The organism is Kitasatospora sp. NPDC001683 (genome assembly GCF_053596495.1).
Window position 1 is genome coordinate 48823 of the sequence record NZ_JBSFGK010000041.1, and the last position, 24849, is coordinate 73671.

General features: G+C 73.4%; 13 protein-coding genes and 1 pseudogene. 13 read left to right on the plus strand and 1 reads right to left on the minus strand.

Annotated features, from left to right (window positions below; all coding sequences use genetic code 11):
• The first annotated feature begins 55 nt into the window (after nucleotides 1-55).
• The 8 genes from ACWCYO_RS22320 to ACWCYO_RS22355 all read left to right on the plus strand — a co-directional run bounded on the left by ACWCYO_RS22320 (nucleotide 56) and on the right by ACWCYO_RS22355 (nucleotide 16344).
• Nucleotides 56-3103 (plus strand): helix-turn-helix transcriptional regulator, encoded by a 3048-nt coding sequence (locus ACWCYO_RS22320; RefSeq protein WP_449785186.1) that lies wholly within the window; start codon nucleotides 56-58, stop codon nucleotides 3101-3103.
• A gap of 531 nt (nucleotides 3104-3634) precedes the next feature.
• Nucleotides 3635-6571 (plus strand): putative bifunctional diguanylate cyclase/phosphodiesterase, encoded by a 2937-nt coding sequence (locus ACWCYO_RS22325; protein WP_449785189.1) that lies wholly within the window; start codon nucleotides 3635-3637, stop codon nucleotides 6569-6571.
• Between the two features lie 330 nt (nucleotides 6572-6901).
• Nucleotides 6902-8755 carry an acetolactate synthase large subunit gene (locus ACWCYO_RS22330; RefSeq protein WP_270143843.1) on the plus strand — a complete coding sequence of 618 codons (1854 nt, stop codon included), beginning with the start codon at nucleotides 6902-6904 and terminating at the stop codon, nucleotides 8753-8755.
• A gap of 82 nt (nucleotides 8756-8837) precedes the next feature.
• Entirely contained in the window at nucleotides 8838-9362 is a 525-nt protein-coding gene (gene ilvN, locus ACWCYO_RS22335) for an acetolactate synthase small subunit (RefSeq protein WP_030286969.1), read from the plus strand.
• A 138-nt stretch (nucleotides 9363-9500) separates the two neighbouring features.
• Nucleotides 9501-10499 carry a ketol-acid reductoisomerase gene (gene ilvC / locus ACWCYO_RS22340; RefSeq protein ID WP_270143840.1) on the plus strand — a complete coding sequence of 333 codons (999 nt, stop codon included), beginning with the start codon at nucleotides 9501-9503 and terminating at the stop codon, nucleotides 10497-10499.
• Between the two features lie 239 nt (nucleotides 10500-10738).
• Entirely contained in the window at nucleotides 10739-12319 is a 1581-nt protein-coding gene (serA, locus tag ACWCYO_RS22345) for a phosphoglycerate dehydrogenase (RefSeq protein ID WP_270143838.1), read from the plus strand.
• A gap of 281 nt (nucleotides 12320-12600) precedes the next feature.
• Complete coding sequence (locus tag ACWCYO_RS22350) at nucleotides 12601-12762, plus strand: hypothetical protein (RefSeq protein ID WP_167344945.1); 162 nt, start codon at nucleotides 12601-12603, stop codon at nucleotides 12760-12762.
• A 225-nt stretch (nucleotides 12763-12987) separates the two neighbouring features.
• The gene (locus tag ACWCYO_RS22355; protein WP_270143835.1) at nucleotides 12988-16344 is read left to right on the plus strand and encodes a S8 family serine peptidase; all 3357 of its coding nucleotides are present in this window, start codon (nucleotides 12988-12990) and stop codon (nucleotides 16342-16344) included.
• Between the two features lie 76 nt (nucleotides 16345-16420).
• Here ACWCYO_RS22355 and ACWCYO_RS22360 read toward each other — a convergent pair whose 3' ends face one another.
• The gene (locus ACWCYO_RS22360; RefSeq protein WP_449785187.1) at nucleotides 16421-18901 is read right to left on the minus strand and encodes a YfhO family protein; all 2481 of its coding nucleotides are present in this window, start codon (nucleotides 18899-18901) and stop codon (nucleotides 16421-16423) included.
• Between the two features lie 151 nt (nucleotides 18902-19052).
• Here ACWCYO_RS22360 and ACWCYO_RS22365 point away from each other — a divergent pair, with 151 nt between their 5' ends.
• The 5 genes and pseudogenes from ACWCYO_RS22365 to cimA all read left to right on the plus strand — a co-directional run bounded on the left by ACWCYO_RS22365 (nucleotide 19053) and on the right by cimA (nucleotide 24760).
• Nucleotides 19053-19616 (plus strand): Uma2 family endonuclease, encoded by a 564-nt coding sequence (locus tag ACWCYO_RS22365; protein WP_270143833.1) that lies wholly within the window; start codon nucleotides 19053-19055, stop codon nucleotides 19614-19616.
• A 58-nt stretch (nucleotides 19617-19674) separates the two neighbouring features.
• Complete coding sequence (locus ACWCYO_RS22370) at nucleotides 19675-20715, plus strand: 3-isopropylmalate dehydrogenase (RefSeq protein ID WP_270143832.1); 1041 nt, start codon at nucleotides 19675-19677, stop codon at nucleotides 20713-20715.
• A 307-nt stretch (nucleotides 20716-21022) separates the two neighbouring features.
• Complete coding sequence (locus tag ACWCYO_RS22375) at nucleotides 21023-22135, plus strand: branched-chain amino acid aminotransferase (protein ID WP_270143831.1); 1113 nt, start codon at nucleotides 21023-21025, stop codon at nucleotides 22133-22135.
• Nucleotides 22136-22230: 95 nt separating this feature from the next.
• A pseudogene (locus ACWCYO_RS22380) lies at nucleotides 22231-22801 on the plus strand (Uma2 family endonuclease).
• A gap of 354 nt (nucleotides 22802-23155) precedes the next feature.
• On the plus strand, nucleotides 23156-24760 hold the full coding sequence (gene cimA, locus ACWCYO_RS22385) for a citramalate synthase (protein ID WP_270143830.1): 1605 nt from the start codon (nucleotides 23156-23158) through the stop codon (nucleotides 24758-24760).
• Nucleotides 24761-24849 lie beyond the last annotated feature (89 nt).

Consider the following 24849-nt stretch of genomic DNA (forward strand, 5'->3'; position numbering starts at 1 on the left):
GCCCCGGGAGATAACCCCTCTCACCGGCGGCTCCGGCTATGGCATGCTCGCCTCCATGCAGCAGATATCGGTCAGTCCCGTCTTCGTCGGCCGCGGCAGCGAGATCACCGAACTGACCGACGCGCTGCGCAGGGCGGGCACCGGCAGCCCGCAGGCCGTGCTGATCGGTGGCGAGGCCGGCATCGGCAAGACCCGGCTGCTGGAGGAGTTCCTGCAGCGGGCCTCCGACGGGGGTGCGGTCACCACGCTCGGCAGCTGTCTGGAGGTCGGCGCCGAAGGCCTGCCGTACGCGCCGCTGGCCGCCGCGCTGCGCCGGCTGCACCGCTCGCTGGGCGCCGAGTTCGAGGCCGCCGCGGCCGGCAGCGAGGGTCATCTCGCCCGGCTGCTCTCCGAGTTCGGCGAGGCGGACGGCGAACCCAACGACGAGTACGGCCGGGCCCGGCTGTTCGAGCACACCGCGAGACTGTTCGAACGGTTCGGCGCGGAGCGTACCCTCGTCCTCGCCGTCGAGGACCTGCACTGGTCCGACCGCTCCACCCGGGAACTGCTCGCCTTCCTGGTGCGCACCCTGCACCGCTCCCGGGTGCTGCTGGTCGCCACCTACCGCACCGACGACCTGCACCGCCGCCACCCGCTGCGCCCCTTCCTCGCCGAGCTCGAACGGCTGCGCACCGTCCAGCGGCTGGAGCTGGAACGGTTCGGCCGCCGCGAGGTCGCGGCCCAGCTGGCCGGCATCCTCGGCACCACCGCCCCCGACCGCCAGCTGGTGGACCGGATCCTGCGCCGCTCGGAGGGCAACCCGTTCTTCGTCGAGGAACTGGCCACCGCCTTCGAGGACGGCTGCGGCGCCGGGCTGACCGACTCGCTGCGGGACATCCTGCTGGTCCGGGTCGAGGGGCTGGACGAGGAGGCCCAGCGGGTGGTGCGGATCGCCGCCGAGGGCGGCTCGCACGTCGAACACGCCCTGCTGGCCGCCGTCCTGGCCGACGACGAGGAGGCGCTGATCGAGGCGCTGCGGGCGGCCGTCGGCGCCAACATCCTGCGCCCGGACAGCGAGGGCGAGGGCTACCGCTTCCGGCACGCGCTGGTCCGCGAGGCCGTCTCGGACGACCTGCTGCCCGGCGAACGGCACCGGATCAACCGCAAGTTCGCGCTCGCCGTGGAGGCCCGCCCGCAGCTGGTGCCCGCCGACGCGCTGCCGGCCCGGCTGGCCAACTACTGGTACCACGCGCACGACCCGGCCCGCGCCCTGCCGACCGCCCTGGACGCCGCCCGCGCGGCCCGCCGCCGCAACGCCTTCGCCGAGCAACTCGGCATGCTGGAACGCGCCCTGGAGCTGTGGGACCAGGTCTCCGAGGAGGTGCTGGCGCACACCCTGCGCCCGTACGACTGGGCCGAGACCTACCCGCCCGGCTCCTGCGACCACAGCCCCGCCGACGCGGACTGCGACCGGATCCAGCTGGTCGACGTGCTGGCCGAGGCGGTGGTCGCGGCCCGGCGCTGCGGCGACCGCGAGCGCGGCCTGAGCCTGGCCAAGCGCGGTCTCCGGCTGGTCGACGAGGCGGAGCACCCGGTCCGTTCGGCCTGGTTCCGGATCAACCGGGCCCGGATGCTGGGCAACCTGCGCCGCTCCGGGGACGACGAGGAGATCGCCCGCGCGCACCGGCTGGTGGAGGGCCTGCCGCCGTCCGCCGTGCAGGCCGAGGTGTTCGCGCTGGCCGCTGGGGTCGCGGTGGTCAGATCGCCCCGCCCCGAGCACCTGGAACTGGCCGAGCGGGCGATCCGGATCGCCGAGCAGGTCGGCGCCCACTCGGTCGAGGTGCACGCCCGGATGACCCTCGGCAGCCTGCGCCACGACCTCCTGGGCGACGCCGAGGGCGGGCTGGCCGAGCTGACGGCGGCGGTCGAGCGGGCCCGGCAACTGGGCGTGCCGGACCTCCTGTTGCGCGGCATCAACAACCTGGCCAGCATGCAGCGCGGACTGGGCCGGGCCGAGGAGGCCGTCCGGCTGGCCCGGGAGGGCCTGGAGTTCGCGGACGGCAACGGGCTGCAGCGCAACATCGGCAACATCCTGACCGGCAACCTGGTCGAGGCGCTGGCCGACCTCGGGCAGGTCCGGGAGGCCGAGGAACTGCTCGCCGCCAGCGAGTCGGCCAGTCTGACCGGTTCCCACGCCGAGTTCCTGGACCGGATGCGCGGTGACCTCGCCGTGCTGCGGGGGGACTTCGCCGCCGCGGCGACCCTGCTGACGAAGGCCCGGGCGGCCAACCGGGTCGGCCAGCCGCAGCACAGCGTGCCGATCAGCCGGCTGGCGGTGCGGATCGCCGCGTACGGCGGACGGCCGCTGGAGGCCCGGGCCGAACTGCTCGCCGCGCTCGCGGAGGAGGGGCGGCTCGGCTACGCCTCCGACGTCTACCCGCTGTTGGTGGAGGCCGCCGGGGTGGAGGCGGACAGCCTGGGGCTGCCGGAGACCGAGGCGGGCCGCGCCGAGGTGCTGGCCGCGATCGCCGCGGCGGGCGCCGAACTGCGGCCGCAGTCCCCGCTGCATCGCGGCTGGGCCGGACTGCTGGAGGCCGAACTCGCCCGTGCCGCGGCCGCGGACACGCCCGAGCAGTGGGCGCGGGCGATCGCCGAGCTGCGGCCGACCGGCCTGCCGTACCCGTTGGCCCTCGCCCTGCTGCGCGGTGCGGAGGCGGAGGTGCGGGCCGGGCGGCGGGAGGCCGCGACCGAACTGCTGCGCGAGGCGGCCGAACTGGCGGCCGCCCGGGGCGACCGGCCGCTCGGGGCGCAGATCGCCGCCCTGGCCGAGCGGGCCGGGCTCACCCTCGCCCCGGCCGCGCGCCCGGCCGCCGCGGCGGCCCCGGTGCAGGCCGTCGGGGACTCGTTCGGGCTCACCCCCCGTGAGCGGGACGTGCTCCGGTTGCTCGCGCGGGGCTGGACCAACCGGCAGATCGCCGAGGAACTGTACATCTCTCCGAAGACCGCAAGCGTGCACGTGTCCAACATCCTGGGCAAGTTGGAGGTCGGCGGTCGCGGCGAGGCCGCCGCGCTGGCCCATCGGCTGCGGCTGTTCCCCGACGACCTGGCCCCCTCGGGCCGGTGAATCCGCAGGTCGCCGACCGTACCCGTACGGTCGGCGACAGAGCCTGTCTCTTGGGTTTCGTCGGACCCGGCAAGCACCCGAGAGACAGGCCCTTTGACTGCTCCGGGGGTCGGGCGCCGTCGCGTGCTCCCGTGCGCGCCGCGTGAGCCCCTGCCCGCGCGCCGCCGCCAACCGGGCCGATCGGTCGGAATCGGGTGCATTTCCCCGCTCTGTCGCCATTACTCTAAGTTGAGTGTGCGTGTCATTGAGTGACGGAATTGGTGTAGGGTCCCGAGCGGGAGCATCGGTGCGGTGCGGTGGCCGGAAGGCCGCCCACCCCCTGGGCCACCGTCCTGACGGGGCGCCAGGCCACCGCGTACGTCCGAGAGGTGCGCGGCCGGTGGCCCGTGGCCGGGGCGCCAGGCCCCGGGTCGGAGGGGGAGAGGCCGAGTGAGCTCCACCGATACGGTGCTGCCCGGATCCGGACGACCGGGCGTGCCGCCCACCGACGCGTCCGCCGCGGACCCGCCGCCGCCTGCCGGGCGTGGCCCGCTGCGCAGGCTCCGGGAGAGCCGCGTGCTGCCCGGCCTCGCCCTCGGCGGGCTCTGCCTGGCCTACGCGCTGGGTGCCGCCACCGGCTGGGGATCACGCCAACTCTCCATCTTCATGGGCGACTTCGGGCTCGCCGCAGCCGCCCTCGGGGCCGCGCTGTCCTGCCTGGTGTACGGCTGCACGGTCGGCGGCCACGCCCGCCCGGCCTGGCTGCTGTTCGGCCTCTCCTCGTTCATGGTCGCCTTCGGCAACGGCACCTGGGGCTGGTACGAGCTGGTCGTGCGCATCCCGCTGCCGCAGGACTCGCTCGCCGAGTACGCCTTCCTGCTGTTCGCCCCGCTCGCCATCACCGGCGTGCTGGTGCTCGCCCAGCACCCGCGCTCGGCGGCCGGCTGGCTGTGCCTGCTGCTCGACGGCTGGCTGATCGCCGGCTCGCTGTTCACCCTCAGCTGGAGCCTGGCGCTCGGCCGGATCGCGGCCGGCGAGAGCGGCTCCCCGCTGCGGCTGGCCCTCAACCTGGCCTACCCGGTGCTGGACATCCTGCTGGTCAGCCTGGTGGTGGGGCTGCGCTTCGGCGGCCGGGACGGCAACCGGGCGGCGGTGCACACCGCGATGCTCGCGCTCGCCGTCACGGTGACCTGCGACGCCCTGTTCACCTCCCCGGAGCTGCGCAGCAACTACCACTCCGGCGAACTGCTGGACGCCGGCTGGTTCTCCGGCAGTCTGCTGCTCGCCTGGGCGCCGTGGTCCTCGCGCTGGCGCCGTCCGCTGCGCGAGCACCCCTCGGCCGGCGGCCTGCCGCGCCGCCGGGTGGCCACCACCTTCAGCGCGCTCACCCCGTACGCGGCCGCCGCGGTGTGCACCGCGGGAATCCTCTACAACGCCCTCGGCGGGCGCGAGTTGGACCGCGTGGTGGCCGCGGCCGCGTGCACCGTCGGGCTGGCACTGATCCTCAGGCAAGGCGTCATGCTGCTCGACAACCTCTCACTGGCCCAGGAACTCGCCCACAAGGAGTCGCACTTCCGCTCCCTGGTGCAGGGCTCCAGTGACGTCATCATGATCGCGGGGGCGAACGGCGTGCTCTCGTACGTCTCCCCGGCGGCGCTCGGCGTGTACGGGCGGGACCCGGAGGAACTGGTCGGCGGCAACCTGTTGGACCTGGTGCACCCCGAGGACGTGGACCGGGTGCTCGCCGAGGTCCGCCGCTACCTCGCGCGGGTCCGGCTCGCCGCCCACCGCACCCCGGGCACCGGCGAGACCTCGGCCCGGGTGGAGTGCCGGATCAGCTCCGGCGTCGGCGAGTGGCTGCACGTCGAGTCCACGGTCAGCCGGCACCGCGACGGTCTGCTGCTCAACAGCCGGGACGTCACCGAACGCGTCATGCTCCAGGCCCAGTTGCAGCACAACGCCTTCCACGACCCGCTCACCGACCTGCCCAACCGGGCGCTGTTCACCCAGCGGCTGCGCGCCGCCCTCGGCAACCGCGGCCAGCAGGACGGGACGGGCGCCGGGATCGCGGTGCTCTTCCTCGACCTGGACGGCTTCAAGGCGGTCAACGACACCGCCGGGCACCAGGTGGGCGACGAGCTGCTGGTGCAGGCCGCCCGCCGGCTGCTGGGCGCGGTGCGCTGCGGGGACACCGTCGCCCGGTTCGGCGGCGACGAGTTCGCCGCCCTGGTCTGCGGCCCGCTCGGCAAGCTGCAGGTCCAGGAGCTGGCCGAGCGGCTGCGGGTCGCGCTCTCCGAGCCGTACTGGATCGGCGGCGTCGAACTCGGCGTCGCCGCCAGCATCGGCATCGCCTTCGGCACCCCCGAGCGCGGCCCGGCCGCCGACCCCAGGGCCGCCGCCGACGAGCTGATGCGCAACGCCGACCTCGCGATGTACCGGGCGAAGTCCGAGGGCAAGGGCCGGGTGGTGCTCTACGCCCCCGCGATGCGGGCCGACCTGGAGCGCCGCACCGAGCTGGAGGAGCGGCTGCGGGTGGCCGTCCGGGAGGGCGGCTTCACCCTGCTCCACCAGCCGGTGGTGGACCTCGCCAGCGGCGCGGTGATCGGCGTCGAGGCCCAGGCCCGCTGGCGCTCGGCGGGCGGGCTGCTGCTCACCCCGGCCGAGTTCCTGCGCTCGGCCGAGCACGGCGACGCGGCGACCCGGTTCTCCCGCTGGCTGGTGCAGGAGGCGGTGGCGGCCGCCGCCGACCGGCGGGCGGTGTGCGGCCGGAGCCGCGGCGGCGCGCCGGTGCCCGTCCCGGTGGCCGTCCGGCTCTCCACCGAGCGGCTCTGTTCGCCAGGCCTGTACGAGACGGTGGCCGCGGCGCTGCGCGACAGCGGGCTGCCGGCCGGCGAGCTGGTGATCGAGGTGGCCCGGATGGGCCCGGACCGGCTCGCCGACGAACTCGGCCGCCGGCTGGCCGCGCTGCGCAGACTCGGGGTCTCCACCTGGCTGGCCGGTTACGGCGCCGGCAGCGGCTCGCTGGGGGCGCTCGCCCGGCTGCCGCTGGACGGGCTCAAGCTGGACCGCACGCTGGTCCAGGACCTCGGCGAGTCCGCGCTCAGCCGCACCCTGGCCGGGCACGCCCTGCGGCTCGGCCGTGACCTCGGGATGATCACCGCCGCCGAGGGTGTGGACCTGCCCCGGCAGGTCGCCGCGCTGCAGGAGCTGGGCTGCCGGCTGGCCCAGGGCTCGGCCTTCGCCCCGCCGCTGGACGAGACCCGGCTGCGCCGGGCGCTGGCCCGCCGCGGCTACCCGCTGCCCAAGCCGCTCGGCCCGCTGTCCGCCCGCCGCGGGTACCTGGCCGCGGACACCCGTACGGGTGGCCGCGCGGACGCCGCGCCGGGCCGTGTCGTACCTCACCACGGGGCCTCCGACCTGCCCGAACACCCGGCCGCCGCCGGTCCGGGAGCTGGTCCGCATGGCGAGACGGTCATCCCACCTGCTTGACACGCCACCCCGGACGGGAGGAAGGTCGTTGCCATGCGCACCCGAATTCTCGTACTTGGCGGGCGCGTCGGCTGAGTGGGCTCGCACGCCCCGCTCGTGACAGACCGACGCGCCACCCCTCGCATGCCCTTGGGCACGAGGGGTTTTTTGTTGCACTGACGCTGTTCCCCCCGCAAGACCCCTGGCCCCGACCGCCCCGAAGAGTCCGCATCGTCGGATCGAGCGGGACGATTGAGGCAGAGCCGGCGATCGGCCCGGACCGGGACCCCCACCCTCGCACTACCGGGGCCCGCAGCACCGGGCCGGCAAAACCCGAGAAGAGACAGGCAGATGACCGAGCACGCCGCATCCCCCCGCCGCGGGGACAACCCGGCCGCCCACGCTCCCGCTCCCCAGCACGTCGCCGAGACCATGACCGGAGCCCAGTCGCTCATCCGCTCGCTCGAGGCCGTGGGCGCGGACACCGTCTTCGGCATCCCGGGCGGGGCCATCCTTCCCGCGTACGACCCGCTGATGGACTCGGTCAAGGTGCGCCACATCCTGGTCCGCCACGAGCAGGGCGCCGGCCACGCGGCCACCGGCTACGCCCAGGCCACCGGCAAGGTCGGGGTCTGCATGGCCACCTCCGGCCCCGGCGCGACCAACCTGGTCACCCCGATCGCCGACGCGTACATGGACTCCGTGCCGATCGTCGCGATCACCGGTCAGGTCGCCTCCAAGGCGATCGGCACCGACGCCTTCCAGGAGGCGGACATCTGCGGCATCACCATGCCGATCACCAAGCACAACTACCTGGTCACCGACCCGGCCGAGATCCCCCGGGTGATCGCCGAGGCCTTCCACATCGCCGCCACCGGCCGCCCCGGCCCGGTCCTGGTCGACATCGCCAAGGACGCGCTGCAGGCCACCACCACTTTCCGGTGGCCGGTCGAGACCGCGCTGCCGGGCTACCGTCCGGTCACCAAGCCGCACGCCAAGCAGATCCGCGAAGCCGCGAAGATGCTGGTCAGCAGCAAGCGCCCGGTGCTCTACGTCGGCGGCGGCGTGATCAAGGCGCAGGCCACCGCCGAGCTGCGGATCCTCGCCGAGCTGACCGGCGCCCCGGTCGTCACCACCCTGATGGCGCTCGGCGCCTTCCCGGACAGCCACCCGCAGCACCTGGGCATGCCCGGCATGCACGGCTCCGTCCCGGCCGTCACCGCGCTGCAGAAGTCGGACCTGCTGTTCACCCTCGGCGCCCGCTTCGACGACCGGGTCACCGGCAAGCTGGACAGCTTCGCCCCGTACGCCAAGATCGTCCACGCGGACATCGACCCGGCCGAGATCGGCAAGAACCGCCCGGCGGACGTGCCGATCGTCGGCGACGCCCGCGAGGTGCTGGCCGACCTGATCGTCGCCGTCCAGGCCGAGTTCGACGCCGGCCACAAGGGCGACTACGCGGACTGGTGGGAGAAGCTCAACGAGTGGAAGAAGACCTACCCGCTGGGCTTCGAGCCGGCCCCGAACGGCCAGCTCTCCCCGCAGCAGGTCATCGAGCGGATCGGCCAGCTGGTCGGCTCGGACGCCGTCTACGCCGCGGGCGTCGGCCAGCACCAGATGTGGAGCTCGCAGTACATCCGCTTCGAGAAGCCGGGCACCTGGCTCAACTCCGGCGGCGCCGGCACCATGGGCTACGCCGTCCCGGCGGCGATGGGCGCCAAGGCGGGCCGCCCGGAGGCGGTGGTCTGGGCCATCGACGGCGACGGCTGCTTCCAGATGACCAACCAGGAACTGGTCACCTGCGCCCTGAACGACATCCCGATCAAGGTCGCGGTCATCAACAACGGCTCGCTGGGCATGGTCCGGCAGTGGCAGACGCTGTTCTACAACCAGCGCTACTCCAACACCGTGCTGCACTCCGGACCGGACCACGACGGCATCGCCCCGCCGGCCCAGGGCACCCGGATCCCCGACTTCGTCCTGCTGTCCGAGGCGATGGGCTGCGTCGGCCTGCGCTGCGAGCGCCCCGAGGACCTGGACGCGGTCATCAAGCAGGCGATGGAGATCAACGACCGCCCGGTGGTCATCGACTTCATCGTCCACCAGGACGCGATGGTGTGGCCGATGGTCGCGGCCGGCACCAGCAACGACGAGATCCAGTTCGCCAAGGGCGTCCGCCCCGACTTCGGCGACGATCTCGACTGACGGCCCCCGCCCGCCCGTCGCCCGCCGCCACCCTTCTTGGGACCGGCTACGCCGGACCCCTCCTGTGCGACTGAGGAACCACATGTCCAAGCACACCCTCTCCGTCCTGGTCGAGAACAAGCCCGGCGTGCTCGCCCGCATCGCCGCGCTGTTCTCCCGTCGGGGCTTCAACATCGACTCCCTCGCCGTCGGCCCGACCGAGCACCCGGACGTGTCCCGGATGACGATCGTGGTCAACGTCGAGGACCTCCCGCTGGAACAGGTCACCAAGCAGCTCAACAAGCTCGTGAACGTGATAAAGATCGTCGAACTCGACCAGTCCGCTGCGATCCAGCGGGAACTGGTCCTGGTGAAGGTCCGCGCCGACAACGAGACCCGGTCGCAGATCGTCGAGATCGTCCAGCTGTTCCGTGCCAAGACCGTCGACGTGTCACCCGAAGCGGTGACCATCGAGGCCACCGGCAGTTCGGACAAGCTGGAGGCCATGCTCCGGATGCTGGAGCCTTACGGCATCAAGGAGTTGGTCCAGTCCGGCCTGGTCGCCATCGGCCGCGGCGCGCGTTCCATCACGGACCGCTCGCTGCGCGCCCTCGACCGCAGCGCCTGACCGGCCCACCCGTCGCCCGCCACCGCCCTTCCAAGGGCGCGCTGGCGCGCGGCACCTCTTGAGCAAAGACCCACACCCCGCCGGGTGTTGCCTACGCTGGGAACCCCGGCACCCCATCACGCAAGGAGATGTGCCCCCGTGGCCGAGCTGTTCTACGAAGACGACGCCGACCTGTCCATCATCCAGGGCCGCAAGGTCGCGGTCATCGGCTACGGCAGCCAGGGCCACGCCCACGCGCTGTCCCTGCGCGACTCCGGCGCCGACGTCCGGGTCGGCCTGAAGCCGGAGTCCAAGTCCCGTGCCAAGGCCGAGGAGGCCGGCCTGCGCGTGGTCACCCCGGCCGAGGCCGCGGCCGAGGCCGACGTCATCATGATCCTGGTCCCGGACCCGATCCAGGCCGACGTCTACGAGGCCGACATCGCCCCGCACCTGAAGGCCGGCGACGCCCTGTTCTTCGGCCACGGCCTGAACATCCGCTACGGCTTCATCAAGCCCCCGGCGGACGTCGACGTCTGCATGGTCGCCCCGAAGGGCCCGGGCCACCTGGTCCGCCGCCAGTACGAGGAGGGCCGCGGCGTCCCGGCGATCGTCGCGGTCGAGCAGGACGCCTCGGGCAAGGCCTTCGACCTGGCCCTGTCGTACGCCAAGGGCCTGGGCGCCACCAAGGCCGGCGTCATCAAGACCACCTTCACCGAGGAGACCGAGACCGACCTGTTCGGCGAGCAGGCCGTCCTCTGCGGTGGCACCGCCGCCCTGGTGAAGGCCGGGTTCGAGACCCTGGTCGAGGCCGGCTACCAGCCGGAGATCGCCTACTTCGAGTGCCTGCACGAGCTGAAGCTGATCGTCGACCTGATGTACGAGGGCGGCCTGGAGAAGATGCGCTGGTCGGTCTCCGAGACCGCCGAGTGGGGTGACTACGTCACCGGCCCGCGGATCATCACCGACGCCACCAAGGCCGAGATGAAGAAGGTCCTCGCCGAGATCCAGGACGGCACCTTCGCCAACACCTGGATCGCCGAGTACAAGGCCGGTCTGCCCAAGTACAACGAGTACAAGACGGCGGACGAGAACCACCTGCTGGAGACCACCGGCAAGAAGCTGCGCTCGCTGATGAGCTGGGTCGACGAGAAGGCCTGAGCCTCCTCGCCCCGAGCTTCTGCCAGGCCCGGTTCCTCAGGGCCCTTGTACAAGTAGGCTGCTCCCGTCCGGGTGATTTCGCCGGACGGGAGCAGCCCCGTACCCTGCCCGCCGATACACTCCCGAGTGCGCGTCAGGCCCACAGCGTCGTGCGTCTACCTACGCGGCCATGCCACCTTCCCCCGCCCTCCACGCCACCTTCGTGCCCGGGGGAACCGGACAGTTAAGGACCCACTGTCGTGAGCAAATCCGTCGTTCTGATCGCCGAAGAGCTGTCGCCCGCCACCGTCGACGCCCTCGGCCCCGACTTCGAGATCCGCCACTGCAACGGCGCCGACCGCACCGAGCTGCTCACCGCGATCGCCGACGTGGACGCGATCCTGATCCGCTCCGCCACCAAGGTCGACGCCGAGGCGCTGGCCGCCGCCCGCAAGCTCAAGGTCGTCGCCCGGGCCGGCGTCGGCCTGGACAACGTGGACGTCGCCGCCGCCACCAAGGCCGGTGTGATGGTCGTCAACGCGCCGACCTCCAACATCGTCACCGCCGCCGAGCTCGCCTGCGGTCTGCTGATCTCCGTCGCCCGCAACATCGCCCCCGCCAACACGGCGCTCAAGCAGGGCGAGTGGAAGCGCAACAAGTACACCGGCGTCGAGCTGAGCGAGAAGACCCTCGGCGTGGTCGGCCTCGGCCGGATCGGCGTCCTGGTCGCCCAGCGGATGTCCGCGTTCGGGATGAAGATCGTCGCGTACGACCCCTACATCCAGGCCGCCCGCGCCGCCCAGATGGGCGTCAAGCTGGTCTCGCTGGAGGAGCTGCTGGAGGTCTCGGACTTCATCACCGTCCACCTCCCCAAGACCCCCGAGACCATCGGCCTGATCGGCGACGAGGCGCTGCACAAGGTCAAGCCGAGCGTGCGCATCGTCAACGCCGCCCGCGGCGGCATCGTGGACGAGGAGGCGCTCGCCAGCGCCCTGCGCGAGGGCCGGGTGGCCGGCGCGGGCCTGGACGTGTACGCCAAGGAGCCGTGCACCGACTCCCCGCTGTTCGCCTTCGACAACGTGGTCGCCACCCCGCACCTGGGCGCCTCCACCGACGAGGCGCAGGAGAAGGCCGGCATCGCGGTCGCCAGGTCGGTGCGCCTGGCGCTGGCCGGCGAGCTGGTGCCGGACGCCGTCAACGTCCAGGGCGGCGTGATCGCCGAGGACGTGCGCCCGGGCCTGCCGCTGGCCGAGAAGCTCGGCCGGATCTTCACCGCGCTGGCCGGTGAGGTGGCCGTACGACTGGACGTCGAGGTCCGCGGCGAGATCACCCAGCACGACGTGAAGGTGCTCGAACTGTCCGCGCTGAAGGGCGTGTTCGAGGACGTGGTGGCGGAGACGGTGTCCTACGTCAACGCCCCGCTGTTCGCCCAGGAGCGCGGCGTCGAGGTCCGCCTGACCACCTCCAGCGAGAGCCCCGAGCACCGCAACGTGATCACCGTGCGCGGCACGCTCGCGAACGGCGAGGAGATCGCCATCTCCGGCACGCTGGCCGGCCCGAAGCAGATCCAGAAGATCGTCGGCGTGGACACCTTCGACGTCGACGTCGCGCTCACCGACCACATGGCCTTCTTCAAGTACGAGGACCGCCCCGGCGTGGTCGGCGTGCTCGGCCGCCACCTCGGCGACGCGGGCATCAACATCGCGGGCATGCAGGTCGCCCGGGACGGCGGCAGCGCCCTCGCCTCCATCACCGTGGACAGCGAGATCCCGCAGGACGTCCTGACGGCGATCGCCGCCGAGATCGGCGCCCGCTTCGCGCGCTCGGTCGACCTGGGCTGACCCTGGTCCGAGCAGGGCCCGGACCGCCGTTCGCACGGTGGTCCGGGCCCTGCTGCGTTCTCCCGGGTGGCGCCCGTCTCAGATACTAGGAAATCCAAGTATTCGAGCAGACACGGCCGGGGCGGGGTCGTACCGTGGAAGGGCCATACGGTGTGCCGCCCCTGTAGCCAGGGTCCGCGGCCCGTGTGCGCGTGCGCCCCCACGGGCAGGCGATCCCTGCTCCGCGCGTACCCACCTCCCCTCTCGCGCTGTTGCGCAGCGCCGCTTCCAAGGAGCCCGGTATGCCCACCACCGCCGACCGCCACGCCACCCCCGCCCCCGCCGCCACCCCCGTGCGCGCCCCGCGCCGCCGCCGGGCCGCCGAGCGGAACCCCTTCGCCGCCGCCGCGCTGCAGCGCTCGCTGGACCGCCGGGACAACGGTGGCGCCACCGGCCACCACTGAGCGGTGCCGACGGTGGCGTTCATCGGCCTACTGCGCCGACCGGCTTGACGGTGCGTCACCCCGTGGGGTGCAACCGAGGTCCGTCCGAGCGAAGTCGCTCGCCCCGAGCGGCGAGATCATCCTAATTTGGGGCCCCCGGAAGGGTGATCGACGTCCGCGCGGGCGGGCGCCAGCGACCTCCTCGGTGTGCGGATCATTCCCCCCTGCCGGGGGAGAGGGTCCCTCGTGCGACTGCCACCCGTCCGCCGGAAGCTCGCCCGGATCGGCCTCACCCTGACCCTGCTGGCCGGGGGCGCGGCGCTCGCCGCCACCCCGGCCGCGGGCGGTCCGGCCGGTGCCGGACCGCCGACCGTCACCCCGTCGGGCCAGGGCCGAACGGCCTCCGTCCTGCTCGAACTGAGCACCGAGGCGGCCGGCCCCGCCTGGCGGCACGCCGCCGACACCGCCCGGCGGGCCCAGCGCTCGCCGGACGACGTCCGCCTGGACGCCGCCCGGGCCGGTGCCGCCCAGCGGGCCCGGGCCGGGGACGCGCTCCACCGGCTCGCCCAGGCCGTCCACCGGTCGGCCCCCGCCGCCCGCGAGCTCTACCGCACCCACACCCTGCTCACCGGCCTGGCGGTCAGCGCCCCCGCCGAGCGGCTGTCCGCGCTGCGGGCGCTGCCCGGCGTCCGGGCCGTCCACCCGATCGTGAACAAGCAGCGCGACAACGCCTACTCCGTTCCGCTGACCGGCGCCCCACAGGTCTGGTCCGGTGACGCGGCGGTGGCCGGGAACACCGGCCGGGGCACCCGGATCGGCATCATCGACAGCGGCATCGACTACACCCACGCCGACTTCGGCGGCCCCGGCACCGAGGAGGCCTTCCGCTCGGTCGAGCGCGGCAAGCCCGCGCCGCCCGCGCTGTTCCCCAACGCCAAGGTGATCGGCGGCAAGGACCTGGTCGGCGACGACTACGACCCCGACCCGACCGCCCCCAACCACCAGCCGGTGCCGCACCCCAGCGACAACCCGCTGGACTGCGTGCGCAACGGGCACGGCACCCACGTCGCCGGGACGGCCGCCGGGTACGGCGTCACCGCCGACGGCCACCCGTACGCCGGTCCGTACCGGCCCGGGCTCGACCCGGCCTCGTTCCGGATCGGCCCCGGCGCCGCCCCCGGCGCCCAGCTGTACGCGATCCGGGTGTTCGGCTGCGACGGCTCCACCGACCGGCTCGCCCAGGCGCTCGACCTGGCCGCCGACCCGAACGGCGACGGCGACCTCGGCGACCGGCTCGACGTGGTCAACCTGTCGCTCGGCAGCCGCTTCGGCAGCCCCGACGACGCCGACGCGCTCGCCGTCGACCGGCTCGCCGAACTGGGCACGGTGGTGGTCGCGGCCGTCGGCAACGAGGGCGACGTGTACGGCATCGGCGGCAGCCCCGGCACCGCCGTCCGGGCGATCACCGTCGCCGCCTCCGTGCACGGGCACGCCGACGTGGACGGCATCACGGTGCTCGCCCCCGCCGCGCTGGCCGGGGTCGTCCCCGGCCACTGGAGCGAGCGCTACCGGGGCTGGTCCAGCACCGAGGTGAGCGGCGCCCTCGCCGCGCCCGTCGACCAGGCGGACGGCTGCACGGACTTCAGCGAGGCCGACAAGCAGCGGCTGAAGGGGAGGATCGCGGTGCTCACCTGGCGCACCCGCGACGCCGACCGGGCCTGCAACTCCGCCCCGCGCGCCGACCACGCCGCCGACGCCGGCGCGATCGGCGCGCTCTACGCCGCCGACACCGATCACCTCGCCGAGATCTCCGGCAACGACCGGATCCCCGCCGTGCTGCTCGGCCGGGCGGACGGCGAACGGCTGCTGAAGGCCGCCGCCGAGGGCGACGCGCAGGTCCGGCTCGCCGCGCCCGGCAACCCGCTGCACGGCTCGGTCGCGCAGAACCAGCCGGCCCGGGCCGACACCCTCACCGACTTCACCTCCCGGGGCATCGGCCTGCCCGGGGTGCTCAAGCCCGACCTCGCCGCCCCCGGGGAGACCATCTGGTCCGCCCTGGTCGGCAGCGGCAGCGGCGGCCAGCGCGAGAACGGCACCTCGATGGCCGCCCCGCACGTCGCCGGCCTGGCCGCGCTGGTCCGCGCCGCCCACCCGGACTGGCCGGTCGAGCAGGTCAAGGCCGCGCTGATGAACACCAGCACCGACACCTACCTCGGCGACGACCACGGCGGCCCGGTCTACGGGCCGGAGCGCACCGGCGCCGGACGGGTCCAGGCCGATCGGGCGGTCCGCACCCCGGTCGTCGCCTACGCGGCGGGGGAGGGAGCCCGGCCGGGCAACGTCGGGGTCTCCTACGGGCCGGTCGAGATCAGCGGGCCGACCGCCCTCGACCGGGAGATCGAGCTACGCAACTCCTCCTCCGCGCCGCTGAGTTACCGCACCGGCTACGCGGCCTCCACCCAACTGCCGGGCGCCGCCTTCCAGGTGGCGCCGGCCCAGGTCGACGTACCGGCCGGCGGCACCGCGCGGGTGCGGGTGACGCTGTCCGTACCGGGGGAGTTGGGCCGCACGCCCGACCCGACCATCGACACCCTGCAGGGCGGCCGGGCGCGCAGCTACCGGGGCGAACTCTCCGGGCGGGTGCTGTTCAGCCCGGTCGGCGACCGGACCCTGCCGCAGCTGCGGGTCCCGGTGTTCGCCGCCCCGCGCCCCACCGGCGACCTCGGAGCCACCGCAGCCGCCCGGACCGCCCGGGACGGCACCCTCGTCATCCTCGGCGGCAGCGCCGCCCCCGGCGAGGCGCCCGGACTGGTCAGCGCCCTCGCGCTCGGCGGCGAGGGTGCCCGCTGGCCCGACTGCCCGCCCGGCAGCGGCAAGGCCGTCGGCCCCGGCGCGGGCATCCGGCCCGAGGACGCGCCGGAACCGGCCGACCAGTCCCAGGACCTCTGCGTCGAACGCCCCGGCGACCGGGCCGCCGACCTGCGGGCCGCGGGCGCCGCCGTCGACTCCGACCTGCTGTACGTGGGCGCCCGGCTGTGGGCCCCGGCGGCCACGCCGGTCGGGCTGTACGGGGTGCGGGTGTCGCTGGACACCGACGGGGACGGCGTCACCGACGTGATCCTCAAGGCCGACCGGCTGCGCGGCAGCGACGTCCTGGTCTCCCGCGCCCTCGACGCCCGCACCGGCGACGAGCTCGACGTCCAGCCGCTCAACGCCCACTGGGGCGACACCGACACCGAGCTGCTGGACAGCGACGTGGTGGTCCTCCCGGTCCGGCTGAGCGCCCTGCCCGGCGTCGGGCCCGGCCACAGCACCGTCCGCTACGGCGTCTGGGCCGGCACCGCCGCGCCGGGCAAGCCCGACCCGGCCGAGGCCTACTCCGCCATCGGCCTGCGCGGCACCCGCCCCACCATCCCGCTGGACCTGCTGCACCCGGCCCTCACCGTCCGGACCGGCCCCACCGGCCCGACCACGATGGTCACCCCGGCCGGCCCCGGCACCGTCCTCGACGTGCACCGCACCCCGGGCGACACCTCCCGGCTCCTGCTGCTCCACCACCTCAACCCGGCCGACCGCCGGGCCCAGGTCCTCGACCTCCCGTAGGCCCGCACGCCGCAAGGGGCGGCCCGCCGAAGCAGCTCGGCGGACCGCCCCTTCCGCTGCCTCCGCCGCCGTTCGGCTACGCCCCGGCGGCGGCGCGGCGTCGGCGGCGGGGGGTGCGGGTGGGGCGGCGGGAGAGGCGGGTGAACACGGCGACCAGGACGAGGGCGGCGGCGGTGCCGGAGGTGACGGTGAGGCCCTCGGTGAGGCCTGGCGGGCGGAAGGCGCAGGAGACCCGGGAGGCGCCGCCGCCGAGGGGGACGCCGATCATGCCGAGGACCGGGGCGGGCGGGGCGGGGGCGCCGCCGTCGGTGGCGCAGGTCCAGCCCTCGGTGGCGGGGACGGAGAGCAGCGCGGTGCCGGTGGAGCCCGGCGGGAGGGTGGCCGAGAAGGTGTGGCCACCGGCCTCCACGTGGGTGGCGCCGGTGGCGGCGAGGCGGGTGACCGCGCCCGCCAGGGCGTCGGCCCGCAGGCAGCCGATCGGACGGGCGGGGACCTGGCTGATCACGTCCGACCGCAGGGTCACCCGGACCACCCCGTCCGCCGGGACGGTCCCCAGCCGGTGGACGGCCACCGCCGTGGTGGGCTGCTCGCCGTCGCTGCGGTAGCTGGTGCCCAGGCCGCTGACCGTGCCGCGGTACCAGACCCCGTGGAAGAACGCCGTCGAGCCGGGGGTGCAGGCGGCGGTGAACACCGTGCCGTCCCCGCCGCCCGGCACCGACCAGCCGCTGGTGCCGTGCAGGGTGGGCGCCGGGCCGCCGGCCGGAACGGGCAGCGGGGCGTCGTACACCTGGCTGCCGAGCAACGACTCCTGGCGGGACCAGACCGAGGAGGTGTCCGGCCGGGAGCCCGGCGGCAGCACGGTGACCAGCGGCGGCGCGGGCGCCCGTCCGGGGGTGAAGCCGTACGGCGGCGGCCCGTCGTCCAGGTGGGCGCGGATCCCGAACAGCGCCTGCCCGACCGGATCGGTGACGCTCGCGGTCTGCCGCCCGCCGGCCGTCCAGCCGGCGCCGAGGTCGTGCAGCAGCTGGGCGACGACGGTCGGCAGGTAGCCGCTGAAGTAGCCGCCGCCCTGGCCGTTCAGCAGCAGCGGGTCGTTGGGGGTGAAGGCGTGCGGGCCGGGGTCGCTGCGGCCGTCCGGCCAGTCGGCGCCGACCCGGACGGCCGCGTGCCCGGCTCGGACGGCGGCCCGGGGGACGGAGTCGTCGGGGGCCGCGCCGAGCGCCGCGTACCCCGACCAGACGGCGTTGCCGAGCACCGCCCCGCCGAGCACCCAGGTGGCCAGGGTGTTCGCCCGGCGGTCGGTGTGCCGGTGGTCCAGCACCCACAGCGCGGCGAGCACGACGGCGCCGCCGACGCCCAGCAGCACCCAGGCGGAGGGGTGCACCGAGCGCCGGGTGGCCGCCAGCGCGGCGATCACCGCGACCAGGGCGGCGCCGCCCAGCAGGGTCAGCCCGTCCGGCCGGTGGGCGAGCGACACCCAGCCGGCCAGCACCAGCAGCCCGCTGAGCACGAAGGAGACCCGGTACGGGCCGCCGGCCGGGATCGCCAGGCCGTGCCAGACCAGCACGGTCGGGGTCCAGACGAAGCTGAGCACGACCAGCGCCAGCGCCGTGCACCAGACCGCGCGCTCGCGGATCCGCACCCGCCGGTTGAACGGCAGCCCGCACACCAGCAGCAGCCCGAGCACCCCGATCGCCACGTCCGGCAGCGGCCGCCCGCCGGTGGTGGTGGGCAGCAGCTGGGCGAGGTGCCCGCCCAGCCCGGACGGGCCGAGCGGCTGAACCGGGGACTCCGGCTGGGCGCCGCGCGCGGCCCGGACGGCGACGAACAGCACCGGGGAGGCGAGCAGCACCCCGGTGGCGGTCAGGGTGATCGCCCGCCCGGTCGACCGGACCCGGTGCCGGAAGGGGCGCGGGGTGGCGAACAGCCGTACGGCGAACAGCAGCCCGGCCACCAGGGTGGCCAGCGCGGCGGTGTAGAGGTTGCCCGTCCAGACGAGGGCGACGCACAGCGAGCCGGCCACCCAGCGGCGCTCGTGCAGGCACCAGTCCCCGACCAGGCCGAGCAGCGGCAGCGAGACCAGGCCCCAGAGCCACATCGGCGCGGCCCCGCCCACGTCCAGCACCCAGGCGCAGAGCCCGTACCCGACGGCGGCGAGCGCCCGCAGCCAGCGGGGGCCGGGGTGCAGCCGGCCGAGCAGGTGGGCCATCAGGGCGGTGCCGAGGCCGATGGTGGCCAGGGCGACCAGGAAGACGGCGAGCTGCCCCTGGTCGCGGGGGAGCAGGGCGGTCGGCCAGGAGAACGGATTCATCAGGTAGGCGAAGAAGTCCGCCAGGAACGGGACGCCGTAGCCGCTGTTCCAGTTGAACAGCAGGTCCCCGGTGGCCTGGCCGTGCAGCAGGTCCCACAGGTGCGCGTGGTACGGCACGGCGACCGCGCCCGCCCCGGCCGGCCACCGCCCGCGCAGCCCCGCCGCCAGCGCGAACCCGCCCATCGCCAGCCCGGCCGCACCCCCGCAGACCAGCACCTCCCGCCGCCGCTCGGCCCTCACCCGCACGCCCCGTTCTGCCGGAAACCCCAGATCACGCCACCCTAAGCGCGCCCCCGGCGCACCCCTCGTCACACGTGCTCCCTCGAAGGAGTGGCGTCCAGGGAGGCTTTGCCGAGTAGCCTGGGAGGGCCGCCAGGATGCCCGTATGGGAGGAACCATGAGCATCGCGCCGTACCCCGACTGGATTCGGCCTCCTGCTGGTGGCTACACCGCAGAGGATCTTGACCGGCTGCCCGATCTCCCGCCGCACACCGAGCTGATCGACGGAAGCCTGATCTTCGTGAGTCCGCAGACGAAGTTCCACGTGAGGGCGAAGCGCCTGCTGGAACGCGGCTTGGAAAGGGCGGTCCCGGACGGCTGGGAGGTGTGGCCGGAGATGACGGTCACGCTTGACCGCCGGAATCGGCCCGAGCCTGACATCCTCGTGGTCCACGAGGATTCGGATACGGGCTATCTCCAGACCGGATTCTCGGCCGAGCACGTGCTGCTCGCGGTCGAGGTCGTTTCGGAGGAATCCCGTGAACGCGACCGTGAGGTCAAGCCGCGTAAGTACGCGGCAGCGGGTATCCGCCACTTCTGGCGCGTGGAGTGCGACGAAGGTCGCCCGGTCGTCTACACGTACGAGCTGGAGCCAGCCTCGAAGAGGTACTTCCCGACCGGGATCTATCACGAGCAGTTGAAGGTGGATCAGCCGTTCCCGATCGAGATCGATCTGATCTGATCGTCCAAATGTTGGACGTGAGGTGTCAGCACCTGGGACACCGGAGTAGGGTCCGAGCATGTCTCGCACCATTCGTCTCGCAGTTGTCCCGGGTGACGGCATCGGTCAGGAAGTGGTGGCCGAAGGCCTGAAGGTCCTCGGCGCCGTGCTTCCCGCCGACGTGAAGCTGGAGACCACCGAGTACGACCTCGGCGCCCGGCGCTACCACCGGACCGGGGAGACGCTGCCGGACAACGTGCTGGCCGAGCTCAAGGCGTTCGACGCGATCCTGCTGGGTGCCATCGGGGACCCGAGCGTGCCGTCCGGGGTGCTGGAGCGGGGGCTGCTGCTGAAGCTGCGGTTCGCCTTCGACCACCACATCAACCTGCGGCCGGGCCGGCTGTTCCCCGGGGTGGAGTCGCCGCTGGCCGGTCAGCCGGAGATCGACTTCGTGGTGGTCCGCGAGGGCACCGAGGGCCCGTACGTCGGCAACGGCGGTTCGCTGCGCACCGGGACGCCGCACGAGGTGGCCACCGAGGTCAGCCTGAACACCGCGTACGGCATCGAGCGCGTGGTGCGCGACGCCTACCGCCGGGCGCAGGCGAGGCCGCGCAAGAAGCTCACCCTGGTGCACAAGAACAACGTGCTGGTGCACGCCGGGCACCTGTGGTCGCGGATCTTCGCCGAGGTCGGCCAGGAGTTCCCCGAGGTCACCACCGACTACCTGCACGTCGACGCGGCCACCATCTTCTTCGTCACCCAGCCGGAGCGCTTCGACGTCATCGTCACCGACAACCTGTTCGGCGACATCCTGACCGACCTGGCCGCCGCCGTGACCGGTGGCATCGGCCTGGCCGCGAGCGGCAACATCAACCCGAGCGGCGAGTTCCCGTCCATGTTCGAGCCGGTGCACGGCTCGGCACCGGACATCGCCGGCCAGGGCAAGGCCGACCCGACCGCCACCGTGCTGTCGGTCGCCATGCTGCTGGAGCACCTCGGCTACGCCGCCGAGGCCGCCAAGGTCGAGGCCGCCGTCGCGGCGGACCTCGCCGAGCGCACCGGCGCCGCCCGCTCCACCTCCCAGGTCGGGGACGCGCTCGCCGGCCGAGTATCCGGCTAGCGGGCCGGAACCGAGAGCGGAGTCCGGCTAGCGGGCCGGAACCGAGAGCGGAGTCCGGCTAGCGGGCCGGAACCGAGAGCGGAGTCCGGCTGAGGGGCCGGACCCAAAGAGGGTCCGGCCCAGGTGGGCCGGACCGTATAACCGCAGCTTGCAGCTCCCCAAGGAGCGGGCGGCTGTTCGGCACGGCCCTCTGGATGCGAGTATCGACAGTGGGCCGTGCCGTCGTGCGTCCGTTCCGGCGTCGGATCGCCGTGACGTTCCTTCGGCGGTGGCGGCCCGAACGAACCCCACGGTGAAGGAAACAGCCATGAGCACGCCCACCCAGGCGCCCATCACGTTCGACCTCAAGCCCTCCGCCCACCCGCTGTCCGCCGCGGAGCGCGAGGCCCGGCTGACCAACCCCGGCTTCGGCCGCGTCTTCACCGACCACATGGTCACCATCCGCTGGACGGAGGGCCGCGGCTGGCACGACGCCCAGCTGGTCCCGTACGCGCCGGTCGAGATGGACCCGGCGAACATGACCCTGCACTACGGCCAGGCGATCTTCGAGGGCCTGAAGGCCTACCGCCAGGCCGACGGCTCGATCGCGACCTTCCGCCCGGAGGCCAACGCCCTGCGCTTCCAGGCCTCGGCCCGCCGCCTGGCGATGCCGGAGCTGCCGGTGGAGACCTTCGTCGAGGCCGTGGAGCTGCTGGTCCAGCAGGAGCAGGGGTGGGTCCCGAGCGAGCCGGAGCAGAGCCTCTACCTGCGTCCGTTCATGTTCGCGACCGAGGTCGGCCTGGGTGTTCGTCCGGCGAACTCCTACCTCTTCATGATCATCGCCTCCCCGGCCGGCGCCTACTTCCAGGGCGGCATCAAGCCGGTCTCGGTCTGGCTGTCCAAGGAGTACGTCCGGGCCGCGCCCGGCGGCACCGGCGCCGCCAAGTGCGCGGGCAACTACGCGGCCTCGCTGGTCGCCCAGGCCCAGGCCGCCGAGAAGGGCTGCGACCAGGTGGTCTGGCTCGACGCCGCCGAGCACCGGTGGGTCGAGGAGATGGGCGGTATGAACCTGTACTTCGTCTTCGGCGAGGGCGAGGACGCCCGGATCGTCACCCCGGAGCTGTCCGGCGCGCTGCTGCCCGGCATCACCCGCGACTCGCTGCTCCAGCTCGCCGCCGACCTGGGCTACGCGGTCGAGGAGCGGAAGATCTCCACCGACGAGTGGCAGCAGGCGAACGCCGACGGCACCCTCACCGAGGTCTTCGCCTGCGGCACCGCCGCCGTCATCACCCCGGTCGGCTCGGTGAAGTCCGCGGCCGCCGACTGGACCGTCGGCACCGGCGAGCCCGGCCCGATCACCATGGAGCTGCGCCGCGCCCTGCTGGCCATCCAGGGCGGTCAGGCGCCGGACACCCACAACTGGCTGCACCGGATCGTCTGATCGTGGTGCCCGGGCGCCCCGCGACACCGGGGCGCCCGGGCCGTAACCTCGAAGCGTTCCGCTCGTCAGGGTTCTCGAACACCGTGGGAGGGACCGTGACCGCACTGCCGCACGGATACGCCGAGACGTCGTGCGCTCCGGAACATGACCTCCTCGAAGCCTTTCTGGCCCTGGACACCCCCGAGGGCTTCAAGGCCGAGCTCATCGACGGGAAGATCATCGTGACCCCGCCGCCGGATGGTGACCACGAGACTGCGATCGGCCGAATCGTTTGGCAAGTCGCTCGTCGATGTCCGGAAGGCGTCGACTTCGCCCCGACGAAGGGGCTGATCGTACCTGGTGGACGCTACATCCCGGATGGCACCTTCACTGAAACGGATGCGATGGCAGGCCGGCCGTGAGTCCTGGTGCAAGCCGGACGGTGTTCTCATGGTCCTTGAGGTCACGTCCACACGTGCTGACAATGATCGCCTGAACAAGCGGCGAGGATACGCGGCATCCGGAATCCCGCTGTACCTGCTGGTGGATCGTCAGAAGCACCGGGTGACTTTGCACAGTGATCCCAGGAAAGGGGACTACTCGACGACGACGGATGTCTCGGTCGGTGAGTCGTTGTGGCTGCCTGAGCCGTTCGGATTCGAACTGTCGACCGGTCGTCTCATCTGAGCCGTTTCGCATCGCGAGACGGGCGGGCCGGATCCCGGAGGCTGTGCCAGACTGCGAGCGTGTCCTCGCTTTCGCTGATTATTAGCAGCAGGCGCGCCGGTCCGCAGTGACCGCTTCCGCAGGACCCGATGCGGAGCGACCACGAGCGTCCAGACCCGCGCGCAGACCTCTCGCACCCGCGAGGGGTCTTTTGCTTTTGGGGCGCAGCCCCGACGAGCACAGCCTCCGGACCGGCCGACGGCCCCCACAAGGGGTCCGGGGACACCGGGGCCGCGCGCGGGATCCTGGACAGTGGAGCCGGGACGACAATCCGGCAGAGCAGTACCAACCTCCCCGAACGGAGAACCAGGGGTCATGACCGAGGTCAGCCGTACCGACGACAGCTTCCACGTGTTCGACACCACCCTGCGCGACGGCGCGCAGCGGGAGGGCATCAACCTGACGGTGGCGGACAAGCTGGCCATCGCCCGGCACCTGGACGAGTTCGGGGTCGGCTTCATCGAGGGCGGCTGGCCCGGCGCCAACCCCCGGGACACCGAGTTCTTCGCCCGCGCCGCCGCCGAGCTGGAGCTGCGCAGCGCCCAGCTGGTGGCCTTCGGCGCCACCCGCCGGGCCGGCGGCAAGGCGGCCGAGGACCCGCAGCTGGCCGCGCTGGTCGCCTCCGGCGCGCCCGTGGTCACCCTGGTCGCCAAGGCGCACGACCGGCACGTCGAACTGGCGCTGCGCACCACGCTGGACGAGAACCTGGAGATGATCCGGGACAGCGTCGAGTTCCTGCGCGCCCAGGGCCGGCGGGTGTTCCTGGACTGCGAGCACTTCTTCGACGGGTACCGGGCGAACCGCGAGTACGCCCTCGCGGTGGTCCGCACCGCGCACCGGGCCGGGGCGGACGTGGTGGTGCTGTGCGACACCAACGGCGGGATGCTGCCGGCCGGCGTCCGGGACACCGTCGCGGACGTGATCGCGGCGACCGGCGCCCGGATCGGCATGCACGCCCAGGACGACACCGGCTGCGCGGTGGCCAACACCCTGGCCGCGGTGGACGCCGGCGCCACCCACGTGCAGTGCACCGCCAACGGTTACGGCGAGCGGGTCGGCAACGCCAACCTGTTCCCGGTGGTCGGCGCGCTGGAGCTGAAGTACGACCGCCGGGTGCTGCCCGCGGGCCGGCTGGCCGAGATGACCCGGATCTCGCACGCGATCGCCGAACTGGTCAACCTGGCCCCGTCCACCCACCAGCCGTACGTCGGCTTCTCGGCCTTCGCCCACAAGGCGGGCCTGCACGCCTCCGCGATCAAGGTCGACCCGGACCTGTACCAGCACACCGACCCGGAGCTGGTCGGCAACACCATGCGGATGCTGGTCTCCGACATGGCCGGCCGGGCCTCGGTGGAGCTCAAGGGCAAGGAGCTCGGCTACGACCTGTCCACCGACCGCGATCTGGCCGGGCGGGTGGTGGCCAAGGTGAAGGAGCAGGAGAACCTCGGCTACACCTACGAATCCGCCGACGCCTCCTTCGAGCTGCTGCTGCGCGACGAGGTGCGTGGCAGCCGGGAGCGCTTCTACCGGCTGGAGTCCTGGCGGACCATCAGCGAGCAGGGGCCGCACGGGGTTTCCGGCAACGAGGCGACCGTCAAGCTGTGGGCCAAGGGCGAGCGCCGGATCGCCGTCGGCGAGGGCAACGGCCCGGTCAACGCGCTGGACCAGGCGCTGCGGACGGCCCTGGAGGGCATCTACCCGCCGCTGGCCACCTTCGAGTTGGTGGACTACAAGGTCCGCATCCTGGAGGGGCAGCACGGCACCGGTTCCAAGACCCGGGTGCTGATCGAGTCCACCGACGGCATCGCCACCTGGTCCACGGTCGGCGTGGCCGACAACGTGATCGCCGCCTCCTGGCTGGCACTTGAGGACGCGTACACCTACGGCCTGATCCGGTCCGGCCTGGAGCCGACTGAGTAACCCCACTGTGGGCCGCGGGACTTCTGCCGGGGGAGATCCAGCGGCTGTACCTGTTCCTCATCAGCCAGCCGAATCTCAACCACGCGGGC

Excerpts from the sequence above, each read along its gene's own strand:
- ilvN (WP_030286969.1), top strand. The coding sequence starts at position 8,838 with ATGTCCAAGCACACCCTCTCCGTCCTGGTCGAGAACAAGCCCGGCGTG.
- ACWCYO_RS22350 (WP_167344945.1), top strand. The coding sequence starts at position 12,601 with ATGCCCACCACCGCCGACCGCCACGCCACCCCCGCCCCCGCCGCCACC.
- ACWCYO_RS22320 (WP_449785186.1), top strand. The coding sequence starts at position 56 with ATGCAGCAGATATCGGTCAGTCCCGTCTTCGTCGGCCGCGGCAGCGAG.
- ACWCYO_RS22330 (WP_270143843.1), top strand. The coding sequence starts at position 6,902 with ATGACCGAGCACGCCGCATCCCCCCGCCGCGGGGACAACCCGGCCGCC.
- ACWCYO_RS22365 (WP_270143833.1), top strand. The coding sequence starts at position 19,053 with ATGAGCATCGCGCCGTACCCCGACTGGATTCGGCCTCCTGCTGGTGGC.
- ACWCYO_RS22370 (WP_270143832.1), top strand. The coding sequence starts at position 19,675 with ATGTCTCGCACCATTCGTCTCGCAGTTGTCCCGGGTGACGGCATCGGT.
- cimA (WP_270143830.1), top strand. The coding sequence starts at position 23,156 with ATGACCGAGGTCAGCCGTACCGACGACAGCTTCCACGTGTTCGACACC.
- ACWCYO_RS22375 (WP_270143831.1), top strand. The coding sequence starts at position 21,023 with ATGAGCACGCCCACCCAGGCGCCCATCACGTTCGACCTCAAGCCCTCC.